19 protein-coding genes are annotated in these 20,989 nt (G+C 69.7%); 9 read left to right on the top strand and 10 right to left on the bottom strand.

Going from position 1 to position 20,989, the window contains the following annotated elements:
• The first annotated feature begins 26 nt into the window (after nt 1-26).
• Nucleotides 27-392: a F0F1 ATP synthase subunit epsilon gene (locus BMY07_RS06675; protein WP_092775594.1), complete on the top strand. Its 366-nt coding sequence runs from the start codon at nt 27-29 to the stop codon at nt 390-392.
• 27 nt (nt 393-419) lie between these two features.
• Entirely contained in the window at nt 420-857 is a 438-nt protein-coding gene (locus BMY07_RS06670; protein WP_092775593.1) for a DUF2550 domain-containing protein, read from the top strand.
• Nucleotides 858-959: 102 nt separating this feature from the next.
• Here the strand turns inward: BMY07_RS06670 and BMY07_RS06665 are convergent, their stop codons facing one another.
• A complete protein-coding gene (locus BMY07_RS06665) occupies nt 960-1,532 on the bottom strand; it encodes a cob(I)yrinic acid a,c-diamide adenosyltransferase (RefSeq protein WP_092775592.1) in 573 nt (190 codons plus the stop codon).
• Nucleotides 1,533-1,594: 62 nt separating this feature from the next.
• On the opposite strand from BMY07_RS06665, the gene murA reads away from it, so the two are divergent.
• Complete coding sequence (gene murA, locus BMY07_RS06660; RefSeq protein ID WP_092775591.1) at nt 1,595-2,866, top strand: UDP-N-acetylglucosamine 1-carboxyvinyltransferase; 1,272 nt, start codon at nt 1,595-1,597, stop codon at nt 2,864-2,866.
• Between the two features lie 124 nt (nt 2,867-2,990).
• Nucleotides 2,991-4,799, top strand: a complete 1,809-nt coding sequence (ggt, locus tag BMY07_RS06655) for a gamma-glutamyltransferase (protein WP_177215477.1) — start codon at nt 2,991-2,993, stop codon at nt 4,797-4,799.
• 63 nt (nt 4,800-4,862) lie between these two features.
• Here the strand turns inward: ggt and BMY07_RS06650 are convergent, their stop codons facing one another.
• Nucleotides 4,863-5,150, bottom strand: coding sequence for an SPOR domain-containing protein (locus tag BMY07_RS06650; RefSeq protein WP_092775590.1), 288 nt, complete (start codon nt 5,148-5,150; stop codon nt 4,863-4,865).
• Nucleotides 5,151-5,238: 88 nt separating this feature from the next.
• Between BMY07_RS06650 and BMY07_RS06645 the strand changes: the two genes are divergently transcribed.
• Nucleotides 5,239-7,260, top strand: a complete 2,022-nt coding sequence (locus tag BMY07_RS06645) for a protein meaA (protein WP_092775589.1) — start codon at nt 5,239-5,241, stop codon at nt 7,258-7,260.
• On the opposite strand, the gene BMY07_RS06640 is transcribed toward BMY07_RS06645, so the two are convergent.
• Nucleotides 7,257-7,808 carry a cysteine hydrolase family protein gene (locus BMY07_RS06640; RefSeq protein ID WP_092775588.1) on the bottom strand — a complete coding sequence of 184 codons (552 nt, stop codon included), beginning with the start codon at nt 7,806-7,808 and terminating at the stop codon, nt 7,257-7,259. The genes BMY07_RS06645 and BMY07_RS06640 overlap by 4 nt on opposite strands.
• Before the next feature lie 71 nt (nt 7,809-7,879).
• Here BMY07_RS06640 and BMY07_RS06635 point away from each other — a divergent pair, with 71 nt between their 5' ends.
• Nucleotides 7,880-8,821, top strand: a complete 942-nt coding sequence (locus BMY07_RS06635) for a GlxA family transcriptional regulator (protein ID WP_092775587.1) — start codon at nt 7,880-7,882, stop codon at nt 8,819-8,821.
• Between the two features lie 179 nt (nt 8,822-9,000).
• Entirely contained in the window at nt 9,001-9,642 is a 642-nt protein-coding gene (locus tag BMY07_RS06630) for a hypothetical protein (protein WP_092775586.1), read from the top strand.
• On the opposite strand, the gene BMY07_RS06625 is transcribed toward BMY07_RS06630, so the two are convergent.
• Both BMY07_RS06625 and BMY07_RS06620 read right to left on the bottom strand, forming a co-directional pair.
• A complete protein-coding gene (locus BMY07_RS06625) occupies nt 9,639-10,286 on the bottom strand; it encodes a response regulator (RefSeq protein ID WP_092775585.1) in 648 nt (215 codons plus the stop codon). The two genes, BMY07_RS06630 and BMY07_RS06625, sit on opposite strands and share 4 nt — an antisense overlap.
• A complete protein-coding gene (locus BMY07_RS06620) occupies nt 10,283-11,572 on the bottom strand; it encodes a sensor histidine kinase (RefSeq protein WP_143073387.1) in 1,290 nt (429 codons plus the stop codon). The genes BMY07_RS06625 and BMY07_RS06620 overlap by 4 nt, the downstream gene beginning before the upstream one ends.
• A gap of 230 nt (nt 11,573-11,802) precedes the next feature.
• Here BMY07_RS06620 and BMY07_RS06615 point away from each other — a divergent pair, with 230 nt between their 5' ends.
• Nucleotides 11,803-13,368 (top strand): chitinase, encoded by a 1,566-nt coding sequence (locus tag BMY07_RS06615; RefSeq protein ID WP_092775583.1) that lies wholly within the window; start codon nt 11,803-11,805, stop codon nt 13,366-13,368.
• A gap of 61 nt (nt 13,369-13,429) precedes the next feature.
• Here BMY07_RS06615 and BMY07_RS06610 read toward each other — a convergent pair whose 3' ends face one another.
• The 3 genes from BMY07_RS06610 to BMY07_RS06600 form a co-directional block, all read right to left on the bottom strand.
• Nucleotides 13,430-14,203, bottom strand: a complete 774-nt coding sequence (locus BMY07_RS06610) for an enoyl-CoA hydratase-related protein (RefSeq protein ID WP_092775582.1) — start codon at nt 14,201-14,203, stop codon at nt 13,430-13,432.
• A 9-nt stretch (nt 14,204-14,212) separates the two neighbouring features.
• On the bottom strand, nt 14,213-17,917 hold the full coding sequence (locus BMY07_RS06605; RefSeq protein ID WP_092775581.1) for a wHTH domain-containing protein: 3,705 nt from the start codon (nt 17,915-17,917) through the stop codon (nt 14,213-14,215).
• A 220-nt stretch (nt 17,918-18,137) separates the two neighbouring features.
• Nucleotides 18,138-18,677 (bottom strand): NUDIX domain-containing protein, encoded by a 540-nt coding sequence (locus tag BMY07_RS06600; RefSeq protein WP_177215476.1) that lies wholly within the window; start codon nt 18,675-18,677, stop codon nt 18,138-18,140.
• A 44-nt stretch (nt 18,678-18,721) separates the two neighbouring features.
• Here BMY07_RS06600 and nucS point away from each other — a divergent pair, with 44 nt between their 5' ends.
• Complete coding sequence (gene nucS, locus BMY07_RS06595; RefSeq protein ID WP_177215475.1) at nt 18,722-19,381, top strand: endonuclease NucS; 660 nt, start codon at nt 18,722-18,724, stop codon at nt 19,379-19,381.
• 8 nt (nt 19,382-19,389) lie between these two features.
• Here the strand turns inward: nucS and BMY07_RS33445 are convergent, their stop codons facing one another.
• Both BMY07_RS33445 and BMY07_RS06585 read right to left on the bottom strand, forming a co-directional pair.
• A complete protein-coding gene (locus tag BMY07_RS33445) occupies nt 19,390-20,199 on the bottom strand; it encodes a hypothetical protein (protein WP_143073386.1) in 810 nt (269 codons plus the stop codon).
• A gap of 151 nt (nt 20,200-20,350) precedes the next feature.
• Nucleotides 20,351-20,947, bottom strand: coding sequence for a hypothetical protein (locus BMY07_RS06585; protein ID WP_245782241.1), 597 nt, complete (start codon nt 20,945-20,947; stop codon nt 20,351-20,353).
• Nucleotides 20,948-20,989 lie beyond the last annotated feature (42 nt).

Below are 20,989 nucleotides of genomic sequence, written 5' to 3'. Positions count from 1 at the left end.
AACCGCGAGCTGTGAGGGAGATACGCGTGGCTGAGATGTCGGTCCAACTGGTCGCCGTGGAACGACGCCTGTGGTCGGGCACCGGCACCTTCGTCGTCGCGCAGACCACCGAGGGCGAGATCGGGATCCTGCCCGGTCACGAGCCGGTCCTCGGCCAGCTCGTGCACGGCGGTGTCGTGAAGATCGTCACCAGCGACGGCGAGACGATCACCGCCGCGGTCTACGGCGGCTTCCTGTCGGTCACCGCCGACGCGGTGAGCATCCTCGCCGAGTCCGCCGAGCTCTCCACCGAGGTCGACGTCGACAAGGCCCGCGCCGCCCTCACCGCGACCGACCCGGCCGAGCGCGACCGCGCCGCCGCGGGCCTGCGGGCCGCCGGACAGTCAGCCTGATGACGGCCTAGCGGGCAGGGGGCGGCCGTGGACATGAGCGTTCTGGTTGTCGCCCTCTTGGCCGCTGTCCTGGTGGTGCTGCTGCTGTTGGTCGCCCGCCGGGTCCGCCTGCTGCGCTCCGGCGGCATCCACGTCGCCGTCCGCACCCGCCTCGACGAGTCCGGCAAGGGCTGGGCCTGGGGCGTGGGCCGCTACCACGGCGACCAGTTCGCCTGGTTCCGCGCCATCAGCCTCCGCACCGGCCCCGACCGCGTCCTGCACCGCGACGGCCTCGAAATAGCCTCCCGCCGAGAACCAGACCACGGCGAGACCCCCAACCTCCCCCACGGCTCCCAAGTCCTCCGCTTCGACCCCCCAGACGGTGGAGCCCCCATAGAGGTGGCCATGGGCCCAGACGCCCTGACCGGCTTCCTCTCCTGGATGGAGAGCGCCCCTCCCGGCACCCGCCTCCCCTGGGCCAGCTGACCTACCCGACCGTCTCCGGGACGACCAGTGTCCGGCGCTTCGGATCGCCGGGGACCTCGCGTGTGCTGCCGTCAACGAGGTCCATCCGGCGCCGCAGTGGATCTAGCGCTCGCCGCCCGGCTTCCACAGGATGTCGCCGCCCGGGTTCGCCACGCGGGAGAGCACGAACAGCAAGTCCGACAGGCGGTTCAAGTACTTGGCCGCCAAGACGTTCGTCGTCTCCGGTTCGGCCTCCACCAACGCCCACGCCCCGCGTTCCGCACGACGCGTCACCGTGCGGGCCGTGTGCAGCAAGGCCGCTCCCGGTGTCCCCCCGGGCAGGATGAACGAGGTCAGCTTCCCCACGCGGTCGTTGCAGGAGTCGATCACCGACTCGAGCCGGGTCACGTACTCCTCGGTGATCCGCAGCGGCTCGTACGGCGGGTCCGGCACCACCGGGGTGCACAGGTCCGCGCCCACGTCGAACAGGTCGTTCTGGACCGTGCGCAGGACGTCGGCGATGTCCTGCGGGAGGGCGCCGAGGGCGAGGGCGACGCCGATCGTCGAGTTGGCCTCGTCGACGTCGGCGTAGGCGGTGAGGCGGGGGGAGGTCTTGGGGACTCGGGAGCCGTCGCCGAGGGCGGTGGTGCCGTTGTCGCCGACCTTCGTGTACACGCGGTTGATGCGTACCGACATGCGGCCAAGCCTAGACCGCCCCGGGGGTCCGGTATGCGGACCGCAGGGGCATCATTGCCCCCGTGACGGAGCATTTCCAGGTGCGCGGCGGGGCCAGGCTCGTCGGCGAGGTCGAGGTCGTCGGCGCGAAGAACAGCGTGCTCAAGCTGATGGCGGCCGCGTTGCTCGCCGAGGGCACCACCACCCTCACCAACTGCCCGGAGATCCTCGACGTCCCGCTGATGGGCGACGTGCTGCGCAGCCTCGGCTGCACCGTCGACATCGACGGCGGCACGGTCCTGATCACCACACCCGCCGAGCTCGAACACCGCGCGGACTCCGCGTCGATGGGCAAGCTGCGCGCGTCGGTGTGCGTACTCGGTCCGCTGGTCGGCAGGCTCAAGAAGGCAGTGGTAGCGCTACCGGGCGGTGACGCGATCGGTTCGCGGCCGCTGGACATGCACCAGAACGGGCTGCGGCAGCTCGGCGCGAGCAGCGAGATCGAGCACGGCTGCGTGGTCGCCCACGCCGACGAGCTGCGCGGCGCCCAGATCTGGCTGGACTTCCCGAGCGTCGGGGCCACCGAGAACATCCTGATGGCCGCCGTGCTCGCCGAGGGCACCACGGTGATCGACAACGCCGCGCGCGAGCCCGAGATCGTCGACCTGTGCCTCATGCTGCAGCAGATGGGCGCCAAGATCGCCGGGGCTGGCACCTCGACGCTCACCGTGCACGGCGTCACCTCGCTCACCCCGACCGAGCACCGCGTGGTCGGCGACCGGATCGTCGGCGCCACCTGGGCCTTCGCCGCGGCCATGACCCAGGGCGACATCACCGTCAAGGGCGTCAACCCGCACCACCTCGACCTGGTCCTGGAGAAGCTGCGGACCGCGGGCGCCGAGGTCGTCACCTTCGACGACGGGTTCCGCGTCGTGCAGCACGACCGGCCGACCGCGGTGGACTTCGTGACGCTGCCCTACCCGGGGTTCGCCACCGACCTGCAGCCGTTCGCCATCGTGCTCAGCGCGGTAGCCGACGGCACCTCGATGATCACCGAGAACCTGTTCGAGGCCCGGTTCCGGTTCGTCGAGGAGATGATCCGGCTGGGCGCCGACGCCCGCACGGACGGCCACCACGCGGTCGTGCGGGGCGTCCCCAGGCTCTCCAGCGCGCCGGTGTGGGCCTCCGACATCCGCGCCGGTGTGGGGCTGGTGCTGGCCGGGCTGTGCGCGGACGGGGTCACCGAGGTGTGGGACGTGTTCCACATCGACCGCGGCTACCCGAGGTTCGTGGAGAACATGCAGCGCCTCGGTGCCGACGTGCGGCGCGTGCTCGGCGACCCCACCCGGGCCTGACTCACCCGTTCGGCCCACGCCGACCCGCCTGACCCACTGGGTGATGCGGTCCGAACAGCGGTCCCCGGGCCGGGGGTGGCCGAGTACAACAGGACCCCTGTGAGACCGACGGGAAGAGGTCCTGATGCGTGCTCGGCGCGGTATAGGAATCAGCTCGGTGGCGGTGGTCGCCGTGACGGGGGCGTTGGTCGTGGCGCCAGTCGCCTCGGCCGCGCCGGAGCAGGGCCGTGAGCTGCCCAAGGTGCCGGTGGCCCAGGGGTACGGGGGCGCGGTCGTCTCCGACACCGTGCAGTCCACCCAGGCCGGGCTCGACGTGCTGCGGCGCGGCGGGACGGCGGCGGACGCGGCGGTCGCGGTCGCGGCGGTGCTCGGGGTGACCGACCCCAACATGGCCGGTATCGGCGGTGGGGGCTACTTCGTCTACTACGACGCCAAGACCCGCAAGGTGTCCACGATCGACGGCCGCGAGACCACGCCGGCCGCCGGGGACAAGGACCTGTTCATCAACCCCGCGACCGGACAGCCCTATGCGTTCGCGGACGCGGTAACCAGTGGTTTGTCGGTCGGTACGCCGGGCAACCTGGCCGTGTGGGAGCGGGCGTTGCAGCGGTGGGGTCGGTACGACCTCGACGACGCGCTCCAGCCCGCGATCCGGGTCGCCGAGCGGGGTTTCCCCGTGACGCCGCAGCTGCGCAAGGAGATCGAGCAGAACCAGCCCCGGTTCAAGCAGTTCAGCTCAACCGCCGCGTTGTATCTACCGGGCGGCGCTCCGCCTGCCGTGGGCTCCACGCTGCGTAACCCTGACCTGGCCAAGACCTACCGTGAGATCGCGCGCAACGGCACGCGAGCCTTCTACGGTGGCGCTGTCGGCCGCGATGTGGCCAACGCCGCCCAGAACCCGCCGCTGGCCTCTGACGCGACCATCGTCCCGCCCAAGGGCAAGCTCGCGATCGGCGACCTGCGCTCTTACAAGACCCTGGACCAGGCGCCCACGCACGTCCGGTACCGCAACGTGGACGTGTACGGCATGGCGCCGTCGTCGTCGGGTGGCACCACCGTCGGCGAGTCGCTCAACATCCTGGAGCGGTTCGACCTCACCAAGGCCCCGCGGGACCAGGCCCTGCACTTCTACCTTGAAGCCACCAAGCTCGCTTACGCCGACCGCGGCCGTTATGTCGGTGACCCGAAGTTCGTGAACGTCCCGACCGCGCAGCTCCTGTCCGACTCTTACGCTGCCGTCCGCGCTTGCCGTATCGACCCGATCCGCGCCACCCCGGCGCCGGTCGCCCCCGGCAACCCGCTCAACCCCGGTGACTGCACCCCGCCGCCGCCCTCGGCCACGCCGACCAGCGAGAACGAGGTCCACACCAACCACTTCGTCGTCGCCGACGCCCGCGGCAACGTGGTGACCTACACCAACACCCTGGAGCAGGTCGGCGGCAGCGGCATCGTCGTCCCCGGCCGCGGCTTCCTGCTCAACAACGAGCTCACCGACTTCAACTTCACCCCCACCCAGGGCACCGCGGCCGACCCGAACCTCCCCGCCGCGGGCAAGCGCCCCCGCTCCAGCATGTCCCCGACCATCGTCCTCAAGGACGGCAACCCCTGGCTCGCCCTCGGCTCCCCGGGCGGCTCCACGATCATCACCACCGTCCTGCAAATCATCATCAACCGCGTCGACTTCGGCCTCTCCCTGCCGGACGCGGTGGCAGCGCCCCGCGCCACCCAGCGCAACACCGCGTCGGTCACGGCCGAACCGGCGTTCATCACGGGCAATCCGCTGCTTGCCCGGTATGGGCACACGTTTGTGGAACAGGCGGAGATCGGGGCCGCGGCCACGCTCGAGTTCACCGGGCGGGGCCAGATCCTCGCCGTCGGCGAACCCGTGCGCCGCAGCGGCACATCCGCTGGCGTGGTTCACCCCGTCAGGTAGCCCTAACCACCCAACGGGCCGCCCCCTGCGTCGGGGGGCGGCCCGTTGGTGTGCACGGCCGCTTCAGGAGCCCAGCAGCACGTCGATCGCGGTGCGTTCGTCGGCGGGGAAGACGAGGATGCGGTAGGCGGTGCCGTCGGCTGTGGTGGCGGTGGTGGATTTGACGCCCGCGTGGCGGAGTTGGGCTGCTACGGCGTTGGCCGCGGTGCGGGTCGGGGCGGTGGCGACCTGGCGGAGCAGGCCGTAGTCGTGGTGCGGGTCGGGGGTGTGGAAGGCCCAGCGCAGGACCAGGCCGAGCAGGCCGATGACCACGAGGGCCACCAGCAGCAGGTACGGCGCGGGCAGGTCCATGTGCCCATCATGCCCCGTGTGAGCAAGTCCACCCGCCAAGGTGGTTACCGGCCAGTACCCTCGGGTCACAGTGAACGGAGGTTAACCGGTGCCGTATCCCTCTGATCGCGAGCGCGACCGGCCGTGGGTCATGCGGACCTACGCGGGCCACTCCTCGGCCGCCAAGTCCAACGAGCTCTACCGGCGCAACCTGGCCAAGGGGCAGACCGGGCTCTCGGTGGCCTTCGACCTGCCCACCCAGACCGGCTACGACCCCGACCACGAGCTGGCCAGGGGCGAGGTCGGCAAGGTCGGCGTCCCGGTCGGGCACCTCGGCGACATGCGGGCGCTGTTCGACGCGATCCCGCTCGGCGCGGCGAACACCTCCATGACGATCAACGCGACCGCCATGTGGCTGCTCGCCCTCTACGTCACCGTCGCCAAGGAGCAGGCCGAGGTCGAGGGCGCCGACTGGCACGAGGTCGTCGCGCGGCTGGCCGGGACCACGCAGAACGACATCATCAAGGAGTACCTCTCCCGCGGCACCTACGTCTTCCCGCCCGGCCCCAGCCTGCGGCTGATCACCGACATGGTGGCGTTCACCGTGGCCAACGTGCCCAAGTGGAACCCCATCAACATCTGCAGCTACCACCTGCAAGAGGTCGGGGCGACACCGGTGCAAGAGGTCGCGTACTCGATGTGCACCGCGATCGCCGTCCTTGACGCTGTCCGTGACTCCGGCCAGTTGCCGCAAGAGGAGTTCGGCAGCGTTGTCGCGCGGATCTCGTTCTTCGTGAACGCGGGCGTTCGGTTCATCGAAGAGATGTGCAAGATGCGCGCCTTCACCGAACTCTGGGACGAGATCTGCCGTGACCGCTACGGCATCGATGACCCTAGGCAGCGCCGTTTCCGCTATGGCGTGCAGGTCAACTCTCTAGGCCTGACCGAGGCTCAACCGGAGAACAACGTCCAGCGGATCGTGCTGGAGATGCTCGCGGTTTCCCTGTCTCGCAAGGCAAGGGCGCGCGCGATCCAACTCCCCGCGTGGAACGAGGCTCTTGGCCTACCGCGCCCGTGGGACCAGCAGTGGGCGTTGCGCATGCAGCAGGTTCTCGCCTACGAGACCGACCTGCTTGAGTACGAGGACATCTTCGACGGCTCTTCGGTCATCCAGGCCAAGGTGGACGAGATCCTCACGGGCGCGCGCGCCGAGATAGACCGCGTCCAGGCCATGGGTGGTGCCGTTGCCGCTGTCGAGAGCGGTTACATGAAGACCCAGATGGTCGGGTCCCTAGCCGAACGGCGCCGTCGCATTGAGGTAGGCGAAGAAGTCATCGTTGGGGTCAACAAGTTCGACACCACTGAGCCGAGTCCTCTGCAGGCCGAAGGCGCGAAGGCCATCGAGACCGTTGACCCTGTCGCCGAGCGGGAGGCCGTTGACGCTATCCAGCGGTGGCGGGCTTCCCGGGACGAGTCCGCCGCACAGGACTCTCTGGACGCCCTGCGCACAGCGGCCAAGACCGACGCGAACCTGATGGCCGCGACCCTCGCGTGCGCCCAGGCAGGCGTAACGACGGGGGAGTGGGCTGCCGCTCTGCGCGAGGTCTTCGGCGAGTACCGCGCCCCCACGGGCGTCTCCGGTGCGTACGCCGCGGGCGAGGCAGGGGTCGAGCTGGCCAAGGTCCGCGAGTGGGTCAAGGCCACCGGCGACGAGATCGGCGAGCGGCTGCGCATGCTGGTCGGCAAGCCAGGGCTCGACGGTCACTCCAACGGAGCCGAGCAGATCGCCGTAAGAGCCCGCGACACCGGGTTCGAGGTCGTGTACCAGGGCATCCGGCTTACCGTGGACCAGATCGTGTCCGCCGCGGTGCAAGAGGGCGTGCACGTAGTGGGGTTGTCGATCCTGTCCGGCTCGCACCTGGAGGCCGTGCCCGCGGTCGTAGAGGGTCTGCGAGCCGCGGGCGCCGGCGACATCCCGGTGGTGGTGGGCGGCATCATCCCGCCGGATGACGCCAAGACGCTGCTAGAGGGCGGTGTAGCGCGGGTCTTCACGCCGAAGGACTACGAGATGACCCAGATCATGTCCGAGATCGTCCGGGTCATCAGGGAGGCCAACGGACTCCCGGCTTAACCGAGCAGCGTCAGCACTTCCTGCGTGCTGGTGACCGTGGCGAACCCGCCGCCGTGGAGGTTGGTGGCGGTCGCCCGGGACAACTCGTCGGCGGTCAGGACAGTGCCATCCGGACCCGCTTGGTCGAACGTGAAGGTCGCGTCCAACGCCACGTGCACCTCGTAGCCCAGGTTGCCGCCAACGCGCGCGGTTGTCTCAACGCACATGTTGGTCTGGATGCCCGCGAGCACGATCCGGTTGATGCCCTTGGCGGTGAGCCACTGGTGCAGGTCCACGGCACCGTGGAACGCGGAGTTGACGTGCTTGGTGAACATCAGGTCCGGCTCCGCGCCGTCCAGTTCCGGCTTGAACCGCGCCCCGGGCGTGCCCTGCTCCAGCGGCGACCCCTTGAACAGGGAGTCGTGCCGCACCAGCACGAGTGGCTGCCCCGCCGAGGTCCAGGCGTCGAGCAGGGTCTTGATGTTGGACTCCGCCGCCGGGTTGTTGCGCTTGCCCGCGCGCGGGTCGTCGAAGCCGCGCTGCACGTCGATCAGGATCAGTGCTGTCATGCGGTCAACGGTGCCGGGTCCGCCTCGGGTTCTCCAGGTGCAGAAAAGGCGCGATGCGATACTTTCCTGCCATGCGCGCGATCGGGGTTCTCCTGCTGCCGGGCACCCGCCTGTTCGACTTCGCCGTCGTCAACGAGGTGTGGTCGGTCGGCCGCACCGGTGTCGGCCCGTTCGAGGTCCGGCTCTGCGGCCCGGCCAAGCGCCCGGTCGACCTGCACCCGGCGGGCACGGCCACGCCGACGCACGGCCTCACCGGGCTGACCGACTGCGACCTCGTCCTCGTGCTCGGCCGAGCCGACCCGGCCGCCGAGGTGCCCGCGTCCGTGCGCACCGCCCTGCGCGCCGCGCACGCGTCCGGCACCACCGTCGCCGCCCTGTGCTCCGGCGCCTTCACCCTCGCCGCCGCGGGCCTGCTGGACGGCCGCAGGGCCACCACCCACTGGGCACTGCTGGACGACCTCGCCGCCGCCTACCCGACCACCCTGGTCGAGCGGGACGTCCTGTTCACCGAGCACGACGGACTGCTCACCTCGGCAGGCGTCGTCGGCGGCCTCGACCTGTGCCTGCACCTCGTGCGCCGCGACCTCGGCCCCCGCGCCGCCAACACCCTCGCCCGCAGGCTGGTGATGCCCCCGGTTCGCGAAGGCGGCCAAGCGCAGTACGTCGACGCCCCCATCCCCAACCGCCCCGAACGCGGCGACATCGCCACGACGATCGACTGGGCACTGTCGGTCTTGAGCGACCCGATCGGCATCCCAGACCTAGCCGCTAGAGCCCGGATGAGTCCCCGTGGCTTCCACCGAGCGTTCGTCGCCGCGATGGGCGACACGCCCGGTCGCTGGCTCTTGCTCCAACGGCTCCGGCTCGCTCAACTGCTCCTAGAGACGACAACCCTGTCCGTCGACCGCGTCGCCACCCGCAGCGGCCTCGGCACATCCGCCAACCTCCGCCGCCGCATGCGAGCCGAGTTCGGCACCACCCCGTCGACCTATAGGCGCACCTTCGCGAGCTAGCGGTCTGTCTCGGCCACGCGCTCGCGGAGACGGTCGCGGATCTCGTCTGGTGTGTAGGCGCGGCGCTGGCGTTCTGCTCGGGCTATAGCTGCTCCGGTAGCGGCAACGCCGACGACGCCGGCTAGTCCTAGGAACTTCCAAACGCGTCGCATGTGCCGAGGTTACCTAGGCTCAGGGGCATGGGCTCTCTCACTCTGGACGAGGCCGTCGGGCTGACCCGCACCGGTGATCTGTGGCTGTTCCGCGGCCGCACCGCCGCCGACCGGGCGATCCAGACCCTCACCAACTCCCCGGTCAACCACGTCGGCATGGCGGTCGTGCTCGACGACCTGCCGCCGCTGATGTGGCACGCGGAGCTGGGCCGGTCGCTGCCGGACCGCTGGACCGGCGAGCGCCAGCGCGGCGTCCAGTTGCACGACCTGCACGACGCCGTGGTCGTCTGGGCCACGAGGTACGGGCAGAAGGGCTGGCTCCGGCAGCTGCCCGAGCCGGTCACCCAGGCCCAGGAGGACGCCGTCCTGCGCACCATCGCCCGGCTGGACGGCACGCCGTTCCCGTCGACCGCGCGGCTGGCAGGCCGGTGGGCGAAGGGGCGGGTGCCGCTGACCCGCTGGCAGAAGCCCAGGCAGGCCGAGTTCGAGAGCGCGTACTGCGCCGAGGTCGTGGCCGCCACCATGATCGAGATGGGCCTGCTCCCGGCCACCGACCGCGCCCACGCCTACGACCCTGGCACGTTCTGGAGCGGCGACGGCCTCGACCTGCCGCACGGCCTGGAGATCGGGGTCGACGTCCCGCCGGGCAGCACCCCCGCGGGCACCTAGCCGACCAGGCCCGCTTCCTGGGCCAACACCGCTGCCTGGACCCGCGAGCGCAGGTCCAGCTTGGTCAGCACCCGCGACACGTGGGTCTTCACGGTGGCCTCGCCGATGCCGAGGCGGCGGGCGATCTGCTGGTTGGACAGGCCCTCGCCGACGCAGACCAGCACCTCCGATTCCCGGTCGGTCAGCTGGTCGAGACCCGGCGGCGACACGACTTCGCGGGGTTGCGCCGCGGCGAAGGCGTGGATCAGGCGCCGGGTCACGCTCGGTTCGATGACCCCGTCGCCCGCGGCCACTACGCGGATCGCGTCGATCAGGCGGGGTGCGTCGACAGACTTAAGAAGGAACCCGGACGCGCCCGCGCGGAGCGCCCCATAGACGTAAGAGTCCATGTCGAACGTGGTGAGCACTAGGACCGCGCAGACACCGTCCGCAACCAGCCTGCGGGTGGCCTCTATGCCGTCCACCTCCGGCATGCGGACGTCCATCAGCACTACGTCGGGCCGTAGTGCAGTGGCCTTGCGAACCGCCGCGGCACCGTCACCTGCCTCGGCGACGACCTCGATGTCCGGGGCGGTGTCGAGGATCATCGCCAGACCGTTGCGGATCGCGGCGTGGTCGTCGGCCACCAAGACCCTGATCGTCACGCTTCCTCCACCGGGAACTCGGCACGCACGCGCCAACCGCCTTCGACCGGTCCCGCGGACAGTGTCCCGTGAACCGCGTCGACTCGTTCGGCCATCCCCAGCAGACCGGCCCCAGTGGGATTGGGTGGCCCGGCAGGCCTGTCGCTGGACACTTCGACTACCAGGGTCTCGCTGGACCTGTTGATCCGTAGGGACACGCTGGCTCCTGGCGCGTGTTTTACGGCGTTGGTAAGAGATTCCTGCACGATCCGGTAGGCGGTGAGGTCCACGGCTGCCGGTAGGTCATCTATCCCGTCCACCTCAACCGTGACGGTCAGCCCTGCCGCGTTCGCCGAGCGAACAAGACGCTCGAACTCGGCTAGCCGCGCGGGTGAGGTGAACGCGTCCTGCCCGTCGGTCGAGCGCAGGAGTCCGATCATGGCGCGCATCTCGGCCAGGGACGCCAGGCTGTTCTCCCGCATCGACCGCAGCACGGTCCTGGTCCGCTGGGGGTCGTGTTCGCGCATCGTGAGCAGCGCCTCGGACTGGATCGCGATGGCCGACAGGTGACCGGCGATCACGTCGTGCAGGTCCCGCGCCATGCTCGCCCGCTCGGCGGCCACCGCCGCGTCCCGGTCCAGTTCGGCGATCCGCGCCAGCTGGTCCGCCCGCGCCCGCTCCGCCTCGGCGATCTCCCGCTGCTGGCGCACGTTGAGCGCCCACCACACAGGCATCGCGGGTAGCGAGCACGCGCTGATGATGATGAGCAGCGCTATCCGGAACGAGTCGGACAAGACGAGCGCCACCATGATGACCAGGCCGAGGTAGCACCACAGGATGATGACGACTGTCTGGCTTGACCGTCGCGATCCGTAGAGCACGGCCAGGTAGATCAGGTCGCCGAAGGCCAAGGCGATCGCCAGCGTCAGACCCATCGCGATGTCTATGGCCAGCAAGGGCACACCTGCGGCTAGGGCTATCCCGGGCGCCTTGTGCTTGGCGAGCTGGAGCAGGCATAGACCCGCCAACACCGCGTACCGCACCCAGAACGGCCCCTTGAGCGCCCCCGAGTCGACCAGGCTGGGTGCGTTGATGGCGAAGAGGACGACACCGAGCAGGTAGACGAAGACGATCTGCGCGAGCCGCCTGCCCCACTCCTTGACCACACGACAATCACAGCACACGCCTGCCTGCCCCGGCTCAGCCGACAGTCGAGCCCCGAGGTCCCCCGAAATGATGACACCGGCCGCGGTGCCCATGATCGTCCACAGCGGACCGGGCAGCGCGGCCGGACCTGGTGTGACCACAAAGGATGGTAGAGCTGTCGATCGCCAGGCGGGCGGGTGGTCCCGCCGTGCGCCATACGCCGATCGGGGGTGGTCACGCACCGTTGATGGTCCACCGGCGCGCGGGGGACGCGCGGGGTGGGCAGGGGTTGCCGCTCGGCGCCCCGGGGGTTGACAGCGCGCAATGGTCTAGTCCATTTTGAGGTGGTCCCGATCACCCTGCACCTGCACATGCCCCCTTGGAGGCAGCCATGACGTCCCGCGCCAAGCGGGCGATCATCGCCCTGCTGTCCGCCCTGTCGGTCACCACAGGCCTGGTCCTGGCCTTCGCGGGCAACGCCGCCGCGGCCAACCTCGTCGCCAACCCCGGATTCGAGGCGGGCAGCCTCTCCGGCTGGACCTGCTCCGGCGGCGGTAGCGTCACCGGCACCGACAAGCGCACCGGCAACTACGCGCTGACGGCCGCTCCTGCGGGCTCGGACAACGCCCGTTGTTCGCAGACCGTCACCGTGAACCCGAGCTCGCGCTACACCCTGACCGCGTGGGTCAAGGGCTCTTACGTCTACCTCGGCGCCTCCGGGACCGGCACCACCGACGTCAGCACCTGGCACCCCGGTGGTTCGTCGTGGGTGCAGCTGTCAACCAGCTTCAGCACCGGCGCCAGCACCCGGTCGGTCACCGTCTACCTGCACGGCTGGTACGGCCAGCCCGCGTACCTCGCCGACGACGTGAGCCTCGACGGCCCGGGCACCCCGCCGACCTCCACTACGACCACCACGACGACGACCCGCCCCACGTCGTCCACCACCACCACCACGACGACCACCCCGCCGTCGAGCACCACCACGACCACTACACCGCCGTCGAGCACTACGACGACGACCACCACCACTACGACGACCACCACGCCGAACCCGAACCTGCCGCTGCCCAAGCACGTCCTGACCGGGTACTGGCACAACTTCGACAACGGCGCGAAGGCCCTGACCATCGCGCAGGTGCCGACCACCTACGACATCATCGCGGTGTCGTTCGCCGACGCGGTGCCCGCCGTGCGCGGCCGGGTCGAGTTCAACCTCGACCCCGGGTTGTCCAAGAAGCTCGGCGGCTACACCATCGAGCAGTTCAAGGCCGACGTGAAGACCGCCCAGGGCCGCGGCCAGAAGGTCATCATCTCGGTCGGCGGCGAGAAGGGCACCATCTGGGCCGGTGACACCGCCTCGGCCACCGCGTTCGCCAACAGCGTGATCGAACTGATCCGCACCTACGGCTTCGACGGCGTCGACATCGACCTGGAGAACGGCGTCAGCGCCCAGTACATGGGCCCGGCGCTGCGCAGCATCTACAACGCGGGCGGCAAGATCATCACGATGGCCCCGCAGACCATCGACGGCCAGTCGACCGGTCAGGCGTACTTCCAGCTGGCGCTGGCGGTCAAGGACATCCTGACCATCTGGAACATGCAGTACTACAACTCCGGCACGATGCTGGGCTGCGACCAGCAGGTCTACTCGCAGGGCACGGTCAACTTCCTGACCGCGCTGGCCTGCATCCAGCTGCAGGGCGGCCTGCGCGCCGACCAGGTCGGCCTCGGCCTGCCCGCGTCGCCGTCCGGGGCCGGTGGCGGCTACCAGTCACCGACCAACGTCAACAACGCGCTGAACTGCCTGGCGCGTGGCACCAACTGCGGCACCTTCAAGCCGTCGACCACGTACCCGGACATCCGGGGCGCGATGACCTGGTCGATCAACTGGGACGCCTCTAACGGGTACGCGTTTGCCAACACGGTGGCGCCGTTCCTGGACACCCTGCCGTAAGAGGGGGCCGACCGGTTGAACGTGCGCGGCGGGGCGAGGGTGCCCGCCGCGCACGTTCTGTTTAGTCAGGCCAGACCGGCGTGCGCTTCTCCAAGAAGGCCGCCATCCCCTCCTTGGCCCCCTTGAGCTGGGACGCCGACGCCATGACCTCTATGGCCAACGCGTAGGCGTCCTGCTCAGGCCTATCCAGCTGCGCATAGATCGTCTGCTTCCCCAGCGCCTTGGACGCACCGCTGCCTCTAGTAGCGCGCCTCACCAGGTCGTCTACCGCGTTGTCGAGCTCATCATCCGGCACCGCCCGATTGATCAGCCCCCACTCCTCAGCGGTCCTAGCGTCGATGACGTCACCGGTGAGAGCCAGCTCCATCAGCCTCTTACGCCCCACAGCCCGCGCCACCGGCACGGCAGGCGTGTGACAGAACCACCCACCCTTACCGCCCGGCAGCGCAAACCCCGCCGACTCGGCCGCGATGGCCAGGTCGCAGGTAGCCACAAGCTGACACCCCGCCGCCGTGGCCAGCCCATGCACCCGCGCAACCACAACCTGCGGCACCGTCTGGATGGTCCGCATCAACTCGGTGCACAGCCTGAGCAGCCCTCTTACCCCCAGCAAGTCCCTAGCCGCCACATCCGCGAAGTCATGCCCCGCCGAGAACACCGGCCCCGCCCCCGCCAGCACAATCCCCTTGGCATCCGACGTCCCCGCCACACAGAACGCCGCCAGCAACTCCGCCAAGTGCTCCGCCGACAACGCGTTCCGCCGCTCCGGCCGATTCATGGTGATCCGCACGGTCTCACCCTCACGGGTGACGAGGATGTGCTGGTAGTCGGACATACCCCGACCCTAGCCACCCACCCGCGGCACCCGCCCCATCAACCGCTCGATCGCCTCCTCCACCGGCTCCACCTCGAAGTCAAGCTCTTCCAACCGCGCCACCACCTCGGCGACCGGCAACCCCGTGGTCAGCGCGAGGCCCAAGACCTGCCTGATGGACACGGGCTCGTCGGGAGAGTGGGTTTCCCGTTCGTCGAACCGCACCAGGAGTGAGGGGCCGTCCTGGTCCTCGAACGGGCGGAACGCGATACCCAGTTCCGCCAAGCGGGCGGCTGTTCCGTCCCACGGACCGAGGTGCGCGTTCCGCGTCACCAACGGCTGGAGATAGCCGGGAGCCCGGTGCTGCTGGAGGAAGATCTGGCAGCTGCGCTGCCAGTGGAATATCGCGCTGTCCGCGCGGGTCGCGACGTCGATGTCCGGCACGACGCGCGGGCGGCACGAACCTTGCTGCTCGATCCAGTCCAGCACCGCGCTCAGTGATCGCTGCGTCCGGTGTGACACGAAGATCGCCGCGTGCAGAGCTCTTGCCGGTGACCACGTTTCGTCGGGCAGGTCGAGTTCGCCGATGAGGGGATCGGTCCCCGGGTCGTCGAGCCACGGACGCCCCTGGGGTTTCCGGCTGGGAAACCAAGACCTGGCAGCAGGGTTCTCGTCGGCTGAGCCGGTCACGCGGTAGCCGAGCACCGCAAGTCGGTCGACAACTGCTCCCAGCGGCCACCGCAGGTGTTCGGCGGCCGATTCCGCATGCCTCGTCCCCACCTCGGCGCCGACCAGCCAGCCCGGTCTTCCGTCCAGGTCCCGGCTCAGGAGTACGACATCGGCTTCCGTGTACCGCCGCGGCACGGGGAACTCCGCCACGTCGAACGAGTACGCCCGGAGTCGCTCCGCCACCTCGGCGGGGGACAGGTTGGCCGCGCGGGAGTACCAAGCCACGTGCCCCTGCGGGATCGACCGCCCCGCCGAGAGCGCGGCGAGCAGCGCGCGGTCGCCCGGCTCGGCGCGTTCGGGCAAGCTGTCGGGGTTCTCGACCGGATATCCCAGCTCGGCGAGTCGTCGCGCCACCGCTCTGGGGCCGCGGCCGAGGAGGGCCGCCACGTCCGCGATGTCGGCCGCGTCGACCGGATCCGCCCGGGCAGCCACATCCGGCGATCTCGTGGTCCTGTTGAGCCGGGCGAGCACGGTCCAGTCGGAAGGCAGGGCGGGCATGATCGAACCGGCCCGGACGGGTCCCCCGGCGCCGAGCAGTGCGGGCACGTGCGCCAGCAGGTGCCAGAACAGGATCCAGTCCGGCATCGGGTGCAGCCACGCGCCGCTGTTAGTGCGGCTCCGGTCGTTGTTGATCCCACCGGGGGAACAGCCGATCCTGGCGAAGTCCTCCCCCAGGCTTGTCGCGTTCGTCTCGATCGCGGCCGAGGCGACGATGTCGGCCACGCCGGGGCTCGTGTCCGCCACGTGGTGCAGCCACCGCTCCGAGAGGAATTCGGGAGCGGCCACGAGCAGCGTAGGCGCGGCATCGTCGAGCAGCCGTTCGACCTGGTCGGACACGTCGTCGAGCACGGTGGTGCGGTCGACGGTGAGCCGTGGCACCCAGTCCCGCGTCAGGTTCACCACCGCGCCGCGGAGGTCTGGGTGGTTGGTGAGGGTCTTGAGCACGCCAAGCTGCTTGGCAGGCGTGGTGTAGAGCCCGTCGGCCAGCAAGGCACCTCCGTTCTCGCACCACACGACCTGCCCATTGGGTTCCTGGGGACCGTGGACGAGTTCACCCGAGCCGTTGACACCGCTGGTGTTCCTCGGCCGGAACACGAAGGGTTCCCACTCGGCGGCCACCCCGTCGTCCTCGGCCGTGGTGTGGAACTCGGCGATGCCCAGCAGGCGGTCCAGCACCTCGACACAGGAGAAAGTGCTCTTCAGGTCGCGCAGGTACAGGGTGACGGTGGTACCCGGTTGCGTGCCGTGGTCCTCGACCTGGCTGATCCGGAACAGGTGGCCGGGACCCACGATCCACACCCGCCACACCGGGCCGGGGCGGCCGCCGTGGCGGTCCATGCGGCAGGTGGTGACCTCGATCTCGTCGGCCAGCATGAAGTAGCTCAGGACGCCGATGCCGAAGCGGCTGTTGGGGTGCAGGTGGATGTCGCGCTCGGCCCACTCCGCCTGCTCCTCGGCGAACTCCGGGCGATCGGCGAAGCGGATTCCGGCCTGGGAGAACACCTCGCGCAACTCCTGGGCGCCCATGCCGATGCCGTTGTCGGTGCAGCGCAGGTAGTGGCGGCCGGTGTCGTCGACTCCCTGCTCGAAGGTGATGCGCCCGGACCAGTCGGTCCGGTCCAGGAACTGGTGCCGGGCTTGGCGGTACCGGCAGGCGTCGAGGGCGTTCTGGTACAGCTCGCGGACGGCGAGGGACCTGTCGCCGTAGAGCTGTTCGCCCATGAGGAGTTCGCGCACGCGGGTCTCGTCGAGGCGGAACCGGGTGACGGGGACCGTGAACGCCGGGATGCCGTCCACCGAGGCGGGGACGACCCGGTCGGCCGAGGCGCGGGCGGGCAGGAGGAGCAGCGGTTGCAGGTGCGCGTCGTCGGCGGACACCGCGTGGATGGCGCTGAGCACGGCATCCACCCGCGTCACCTGGTCTCGCAGCGCTTCCATCACGGCCTCGTGGTGGCACTCGGCGACCAGACCGAGTCCGATGTGGACGGGCTCCCAGCTCAGCTCGGCCAGCGTGGACCGCAACCGCGCCAGGTCGACCGGGTTCGGCACGCCCAGGTGCTCGACCACCACCGGCGACAGCGCGATCGGCTCGACGGCGAGGGCGTGGGCGGCGGCGAGCAGCAGCCCGATCAGGCGTTCGCGAACGACGACGCCACCGAGGTGGCTGGTGCGGGGCCTCAGGTCGAGCCGGTCGGGGTTGCCGAGATCGCCGGGGGAGAGGCGGAACAGGCGGGTCACCCGGTCGAGGGCGTCGACCACGACCCTGCGGGTCGGTTCGGGCAGGTCGAGGCTGGTCGGCGGGAGCGGTTGGGTGGCCAGCCAGCGGTGACGCAGCCACTTGTCGATCTCGGGGAGGCCGCGGGCGACCAGGCGCCGCTCCTGCTGGCCGTCCAGGAAGCGGGCGAACGAGGCCTCGTCCACGTCGACCCGCACTGTGCGGGCGTGGTGGGCCAGAGGCGCGAGCGCCAGTAGAGCGGCCTCCAGCGGCGAGAACCCGACCTCGCCGATCAGGCCGATCAACGCGCCGACCTGGGCGGTCACCCGTTTGGGCAGGGCGTCATCGCGCCAGGGGTCGTCCGGCGCGCGGCTGGCGGCGAACAGCTGCTCGGCGGCGGTCATCGCCATCGCCACGTGGCCGCTGGCCTCGTCGACGCCGGTCCACGCGGGGTGCGAGCGGACCAGGTCAGTCCAGTCGGCGGCGGCCGGGCGGCGTGCGGGAGTCGGGCGCGGTGACCTCTCCGCCCTGCCGTGCAGGGCGCGCCAGTACCTGAGGTCCGTGGTGAGCGCGGAGACGGCCCCCGCGCGGGCGCCGTGGTCCGCGTAGGTCTCCACCAGTGCCTGCACGACGTTCCACGGCGGCGCGGACACCGTCTGGCCGAGGTGGAGTTCGGAGATCCGGCTCTTGGACACACCGGTCCGCTTGCCGACCGCCGCCAGCGGTGGCTTGCCGCTCTCCTCCCACAGCTGCCTGAGCCTCTCGCAGAGCTCGGCGACCTCGTCCGCCATCCGGTCCTCCTCCCGTCCGTCCGGTGTGGTTGGGCTCCCACCTGGGGTTCTACCGCGCGCCGTCCGGTCTCGTCCGCGTTCCGGGACACCGGGTGCCACCGGGCGACAGCGTTTCCCCCGAACGGCCCATACGAGGGAGGGAACGGGATGAGCGAGGTCCTGGAACTGGTCAAGGCGGTGCTGGAGGCCGCGGTCGCGGGGGTCGCGGCCTACCAGCTGTTCACGCGGAAGCGTGGTGCTCGTGCAAGAGCAGCTGCGTGTAGGCGGCGACGCTCTGGGCGTCGGTGATGTCGCCGGTGCGGATCATGGCTTCGAAGGTGGCGCGGGGGAACCAGGCGGCGCGCATGTCCTGTTCCTCGAGTTCGCGGGCGGGTGGGCCCTGGGTGAGGTCGGTGGCGAGGTAGACGTGGCCGCGTTGGCTGGACATGCCCGCAGCGACGTCGAGGGTGCCGATGGGGGTCATGGTGGCGGCGACGAGGCCGGTCTCCTCGCGCAGTTCGCGGGCGGCCAGTTCCTCGGGCGCCAGCACGGCGCGGTCGGGGGCGGTGCCCTGGGGGAACTCCCAGCGGCGCAGGCCGAGCGGGTAGCGGTACTGCTCCACCAGCATCAGGCGCTCGCCGTCGAGCGGGATGACCAGGGCGTAGTCGGGCTTGTCGATCACACCGTAGATGCCGGGGCTGCCGTCGTGGCGGCGGATGCGGTCTTCGCGGACGGTCATCCAGGCGTTGGCATAGACCTGTGTCGAGTCGAGGCGTTCCACAGGGTCGATCCTGCCGTGCCCGCCGGACGGGCTAACCTGCCCCGGTGCGTCTCGTGATCGCTCGTTGCCAGGTCGACTACGCCGGGCGGCTCACCGCCCACCTGCCGATGGCCAACCGCCTGCTGCTGGTCAAGGCGGACGGCTCGCTGTCGGTGCACTCCGACGACCGCGCGTACAAGCCGCTGAACTGGATGACCCCGCCGTGCTGGCTGACCGAGGAGCCGGGGGTGTGGACGGTGCAGAACAAGGCGGGCGAGAAGCTGGTCATCACGCTCGAGGAGGTCATGCACGACTCCGCGCACGAACTCGGCGCCGAACCCGGCCTGGTCAAGGACGGCGTCGAGGCGCACCTGCAGGAGCTGCTCGCCGAGCACATCACCACCCTCGGCGACGGCTACACCCTGGTGCGCCGCGAGTTCCCCACCGCCATCGGCCCGGTCGACATCATGTGCCGCGACTCCGGCGGCGCCTCGGTCGCCGTCGAGATCAAGCGCCGCGGCGAGATCGACGGGGTCGAGCAGCTGACCAGGTACCTGGAACTGCTCAACCGCGACCCGCTGCTCGCCCCGGTCCGGGGTGTGTTCGCCGCGCAGCTGATCAAGCCCCAGGCCCGCGTCCTCGCCGAAGACCGCGGCATCCGCTGCGTCACCCTCGACTACGACACCCTGCGCGGCATCGAGTCCGACGAGTTCCGCCTGTTCTGACCCGCCTCTCAGCGTTTGGCGGAGCTTGTTCCCGCCTTGGCGAGAACCTGCTCCTTCAGTTCGCCACGGCGCGTCTTAATCGCCTTGCCGACACGGCCGCGATCTCGCGAGAGGTCGCGTTGCAGTAGCTTGATGTTCTTGCGCGCCTCTACCAGTGCCGACTTCCACTCCGTCAAGCAGGCAGTCAAGTTCGACTGCGGATCCAGATCGGGCACCTCCAACGCGCGGTCCAGTTGCGCGAAATTGGGTTGTTGATTGGTGGGCAACCTGTTGACGGCGGCGGAGAACGAGCCTTGCCGGTAGCCGATCACTCTGGCCACTTTGTGCTCGACTTCTTCGGCCAGCGCGGGGAATCTGTTTTTCTCCTGCTTGCCAAGGTCGATCAACGACTGAACTGCTTTCAGTAGATCTGTGATCTTGCCGACCATCATTCGATATTTCTTGACCATTCCTTCTTGTTGCCGAAGAAGTGTGATTAGCTCGCGATACACCGAATCGTGATTCTTGGCAAAAGTATTGATCTGCTTGTTGAGAGTTCTTTCGTTGCTGCGCAACTGGGCTTGGCGGGTATTTCGACAATATCTGGCATAGCGGAGTGCTCGGCGACCGTCCCGCAGCGTCGTGGCCATTACGAGGTCGCCGCCAAGAAGCCCGAAGAACCAGCGCGTACGCCAGTCCTGGCCTGCCGCCATTTGCTTGAACGTTCCTCGCTTCTCTTCCGCTGTCGCCCTGAGCGGTCCGAGGTCGGCCTCGGCCTTGAGGAACTCGCGGGCACGCTCGAGGGCGAGATTCCACGATTCGTGTTGAGACACTGCCACGATTGCCCTCCGCGTAGGTCATGGTGCTGCATGCGACTGAGGCTTGTCGATTTCGCAAGTTAGCACGCCACTTGGCGGGTGGAGGCCGCGCTGCTATTGGCAGTAATCGGACAGTTTCGTGCCACGCGCCCGCCGGGATCGACGCGTGGTGTCACTCCGTGAAGAAGTCGACCATTGCCTGGTAGCGGGGATGGGGTTCGCCGATCCAGCGGCCGGGGCCGACCTGGTTTTCCCAGGTGCGGTGGTGCTCCAACAGGGCGTTGACGAGGTCGGTGGCCAGGGCGGCGGCTTCGTAGAGGTCCTGGTCGGCGGTTTGGGCGCTCGCGCCGATGATGAGGCCGCGGACGTTGGCGGAGTGGCCGTAGCGGAAGTGGCCGGAGCCGAGCAGGTGCTGGTCGACGAGGGCGGCCTCGCCGTGGTTGTGGCCGGTGTGGCGGTGGCCGGAGGCCTTGGCGGCGGCGTTGGGGAGGAAGGGGAGCGCCTCGTCGCCGAGGGTGAGGGCGGCCAGGACGGCTTCCTCGTCGCGCTCCCACCTGGGGGCTGTCGGGTCGAGGACGACGAAGGCCATGCTGGACCTCGGGTAGCGGCCCGCCTGGTGGCCGTCCCACACGCTCTCGGCGCGGCGGAGTCCCGCGCTGAACAGCACGTCGGCGAGCGCGGCGTCGTCGAGCATGTAGTCGTACGGGTTGCGGCGGTGTCGAACGCGCACGACAAGCCCGTGCGGGGAGGCACCCTCTCGAATGGTCACCAGCGCATTGTGCGCGACGACCGGCGGTGGGGTCCCGGTGGC

Origin of the sequence: Actinokineospora terrae (assembly GCF_900111175.1) — a bacterium.
GTDB classification, from domain to species: Bacteria; Actinomycetota; Actinomycetes; order Mycobacteriales; family Pseudonocardiaceae; genus Actinokineospora; species Actinokineospora terrae.
This window is presented reverse-complemented; position numbering and strand designations above follow the sequence as displayed.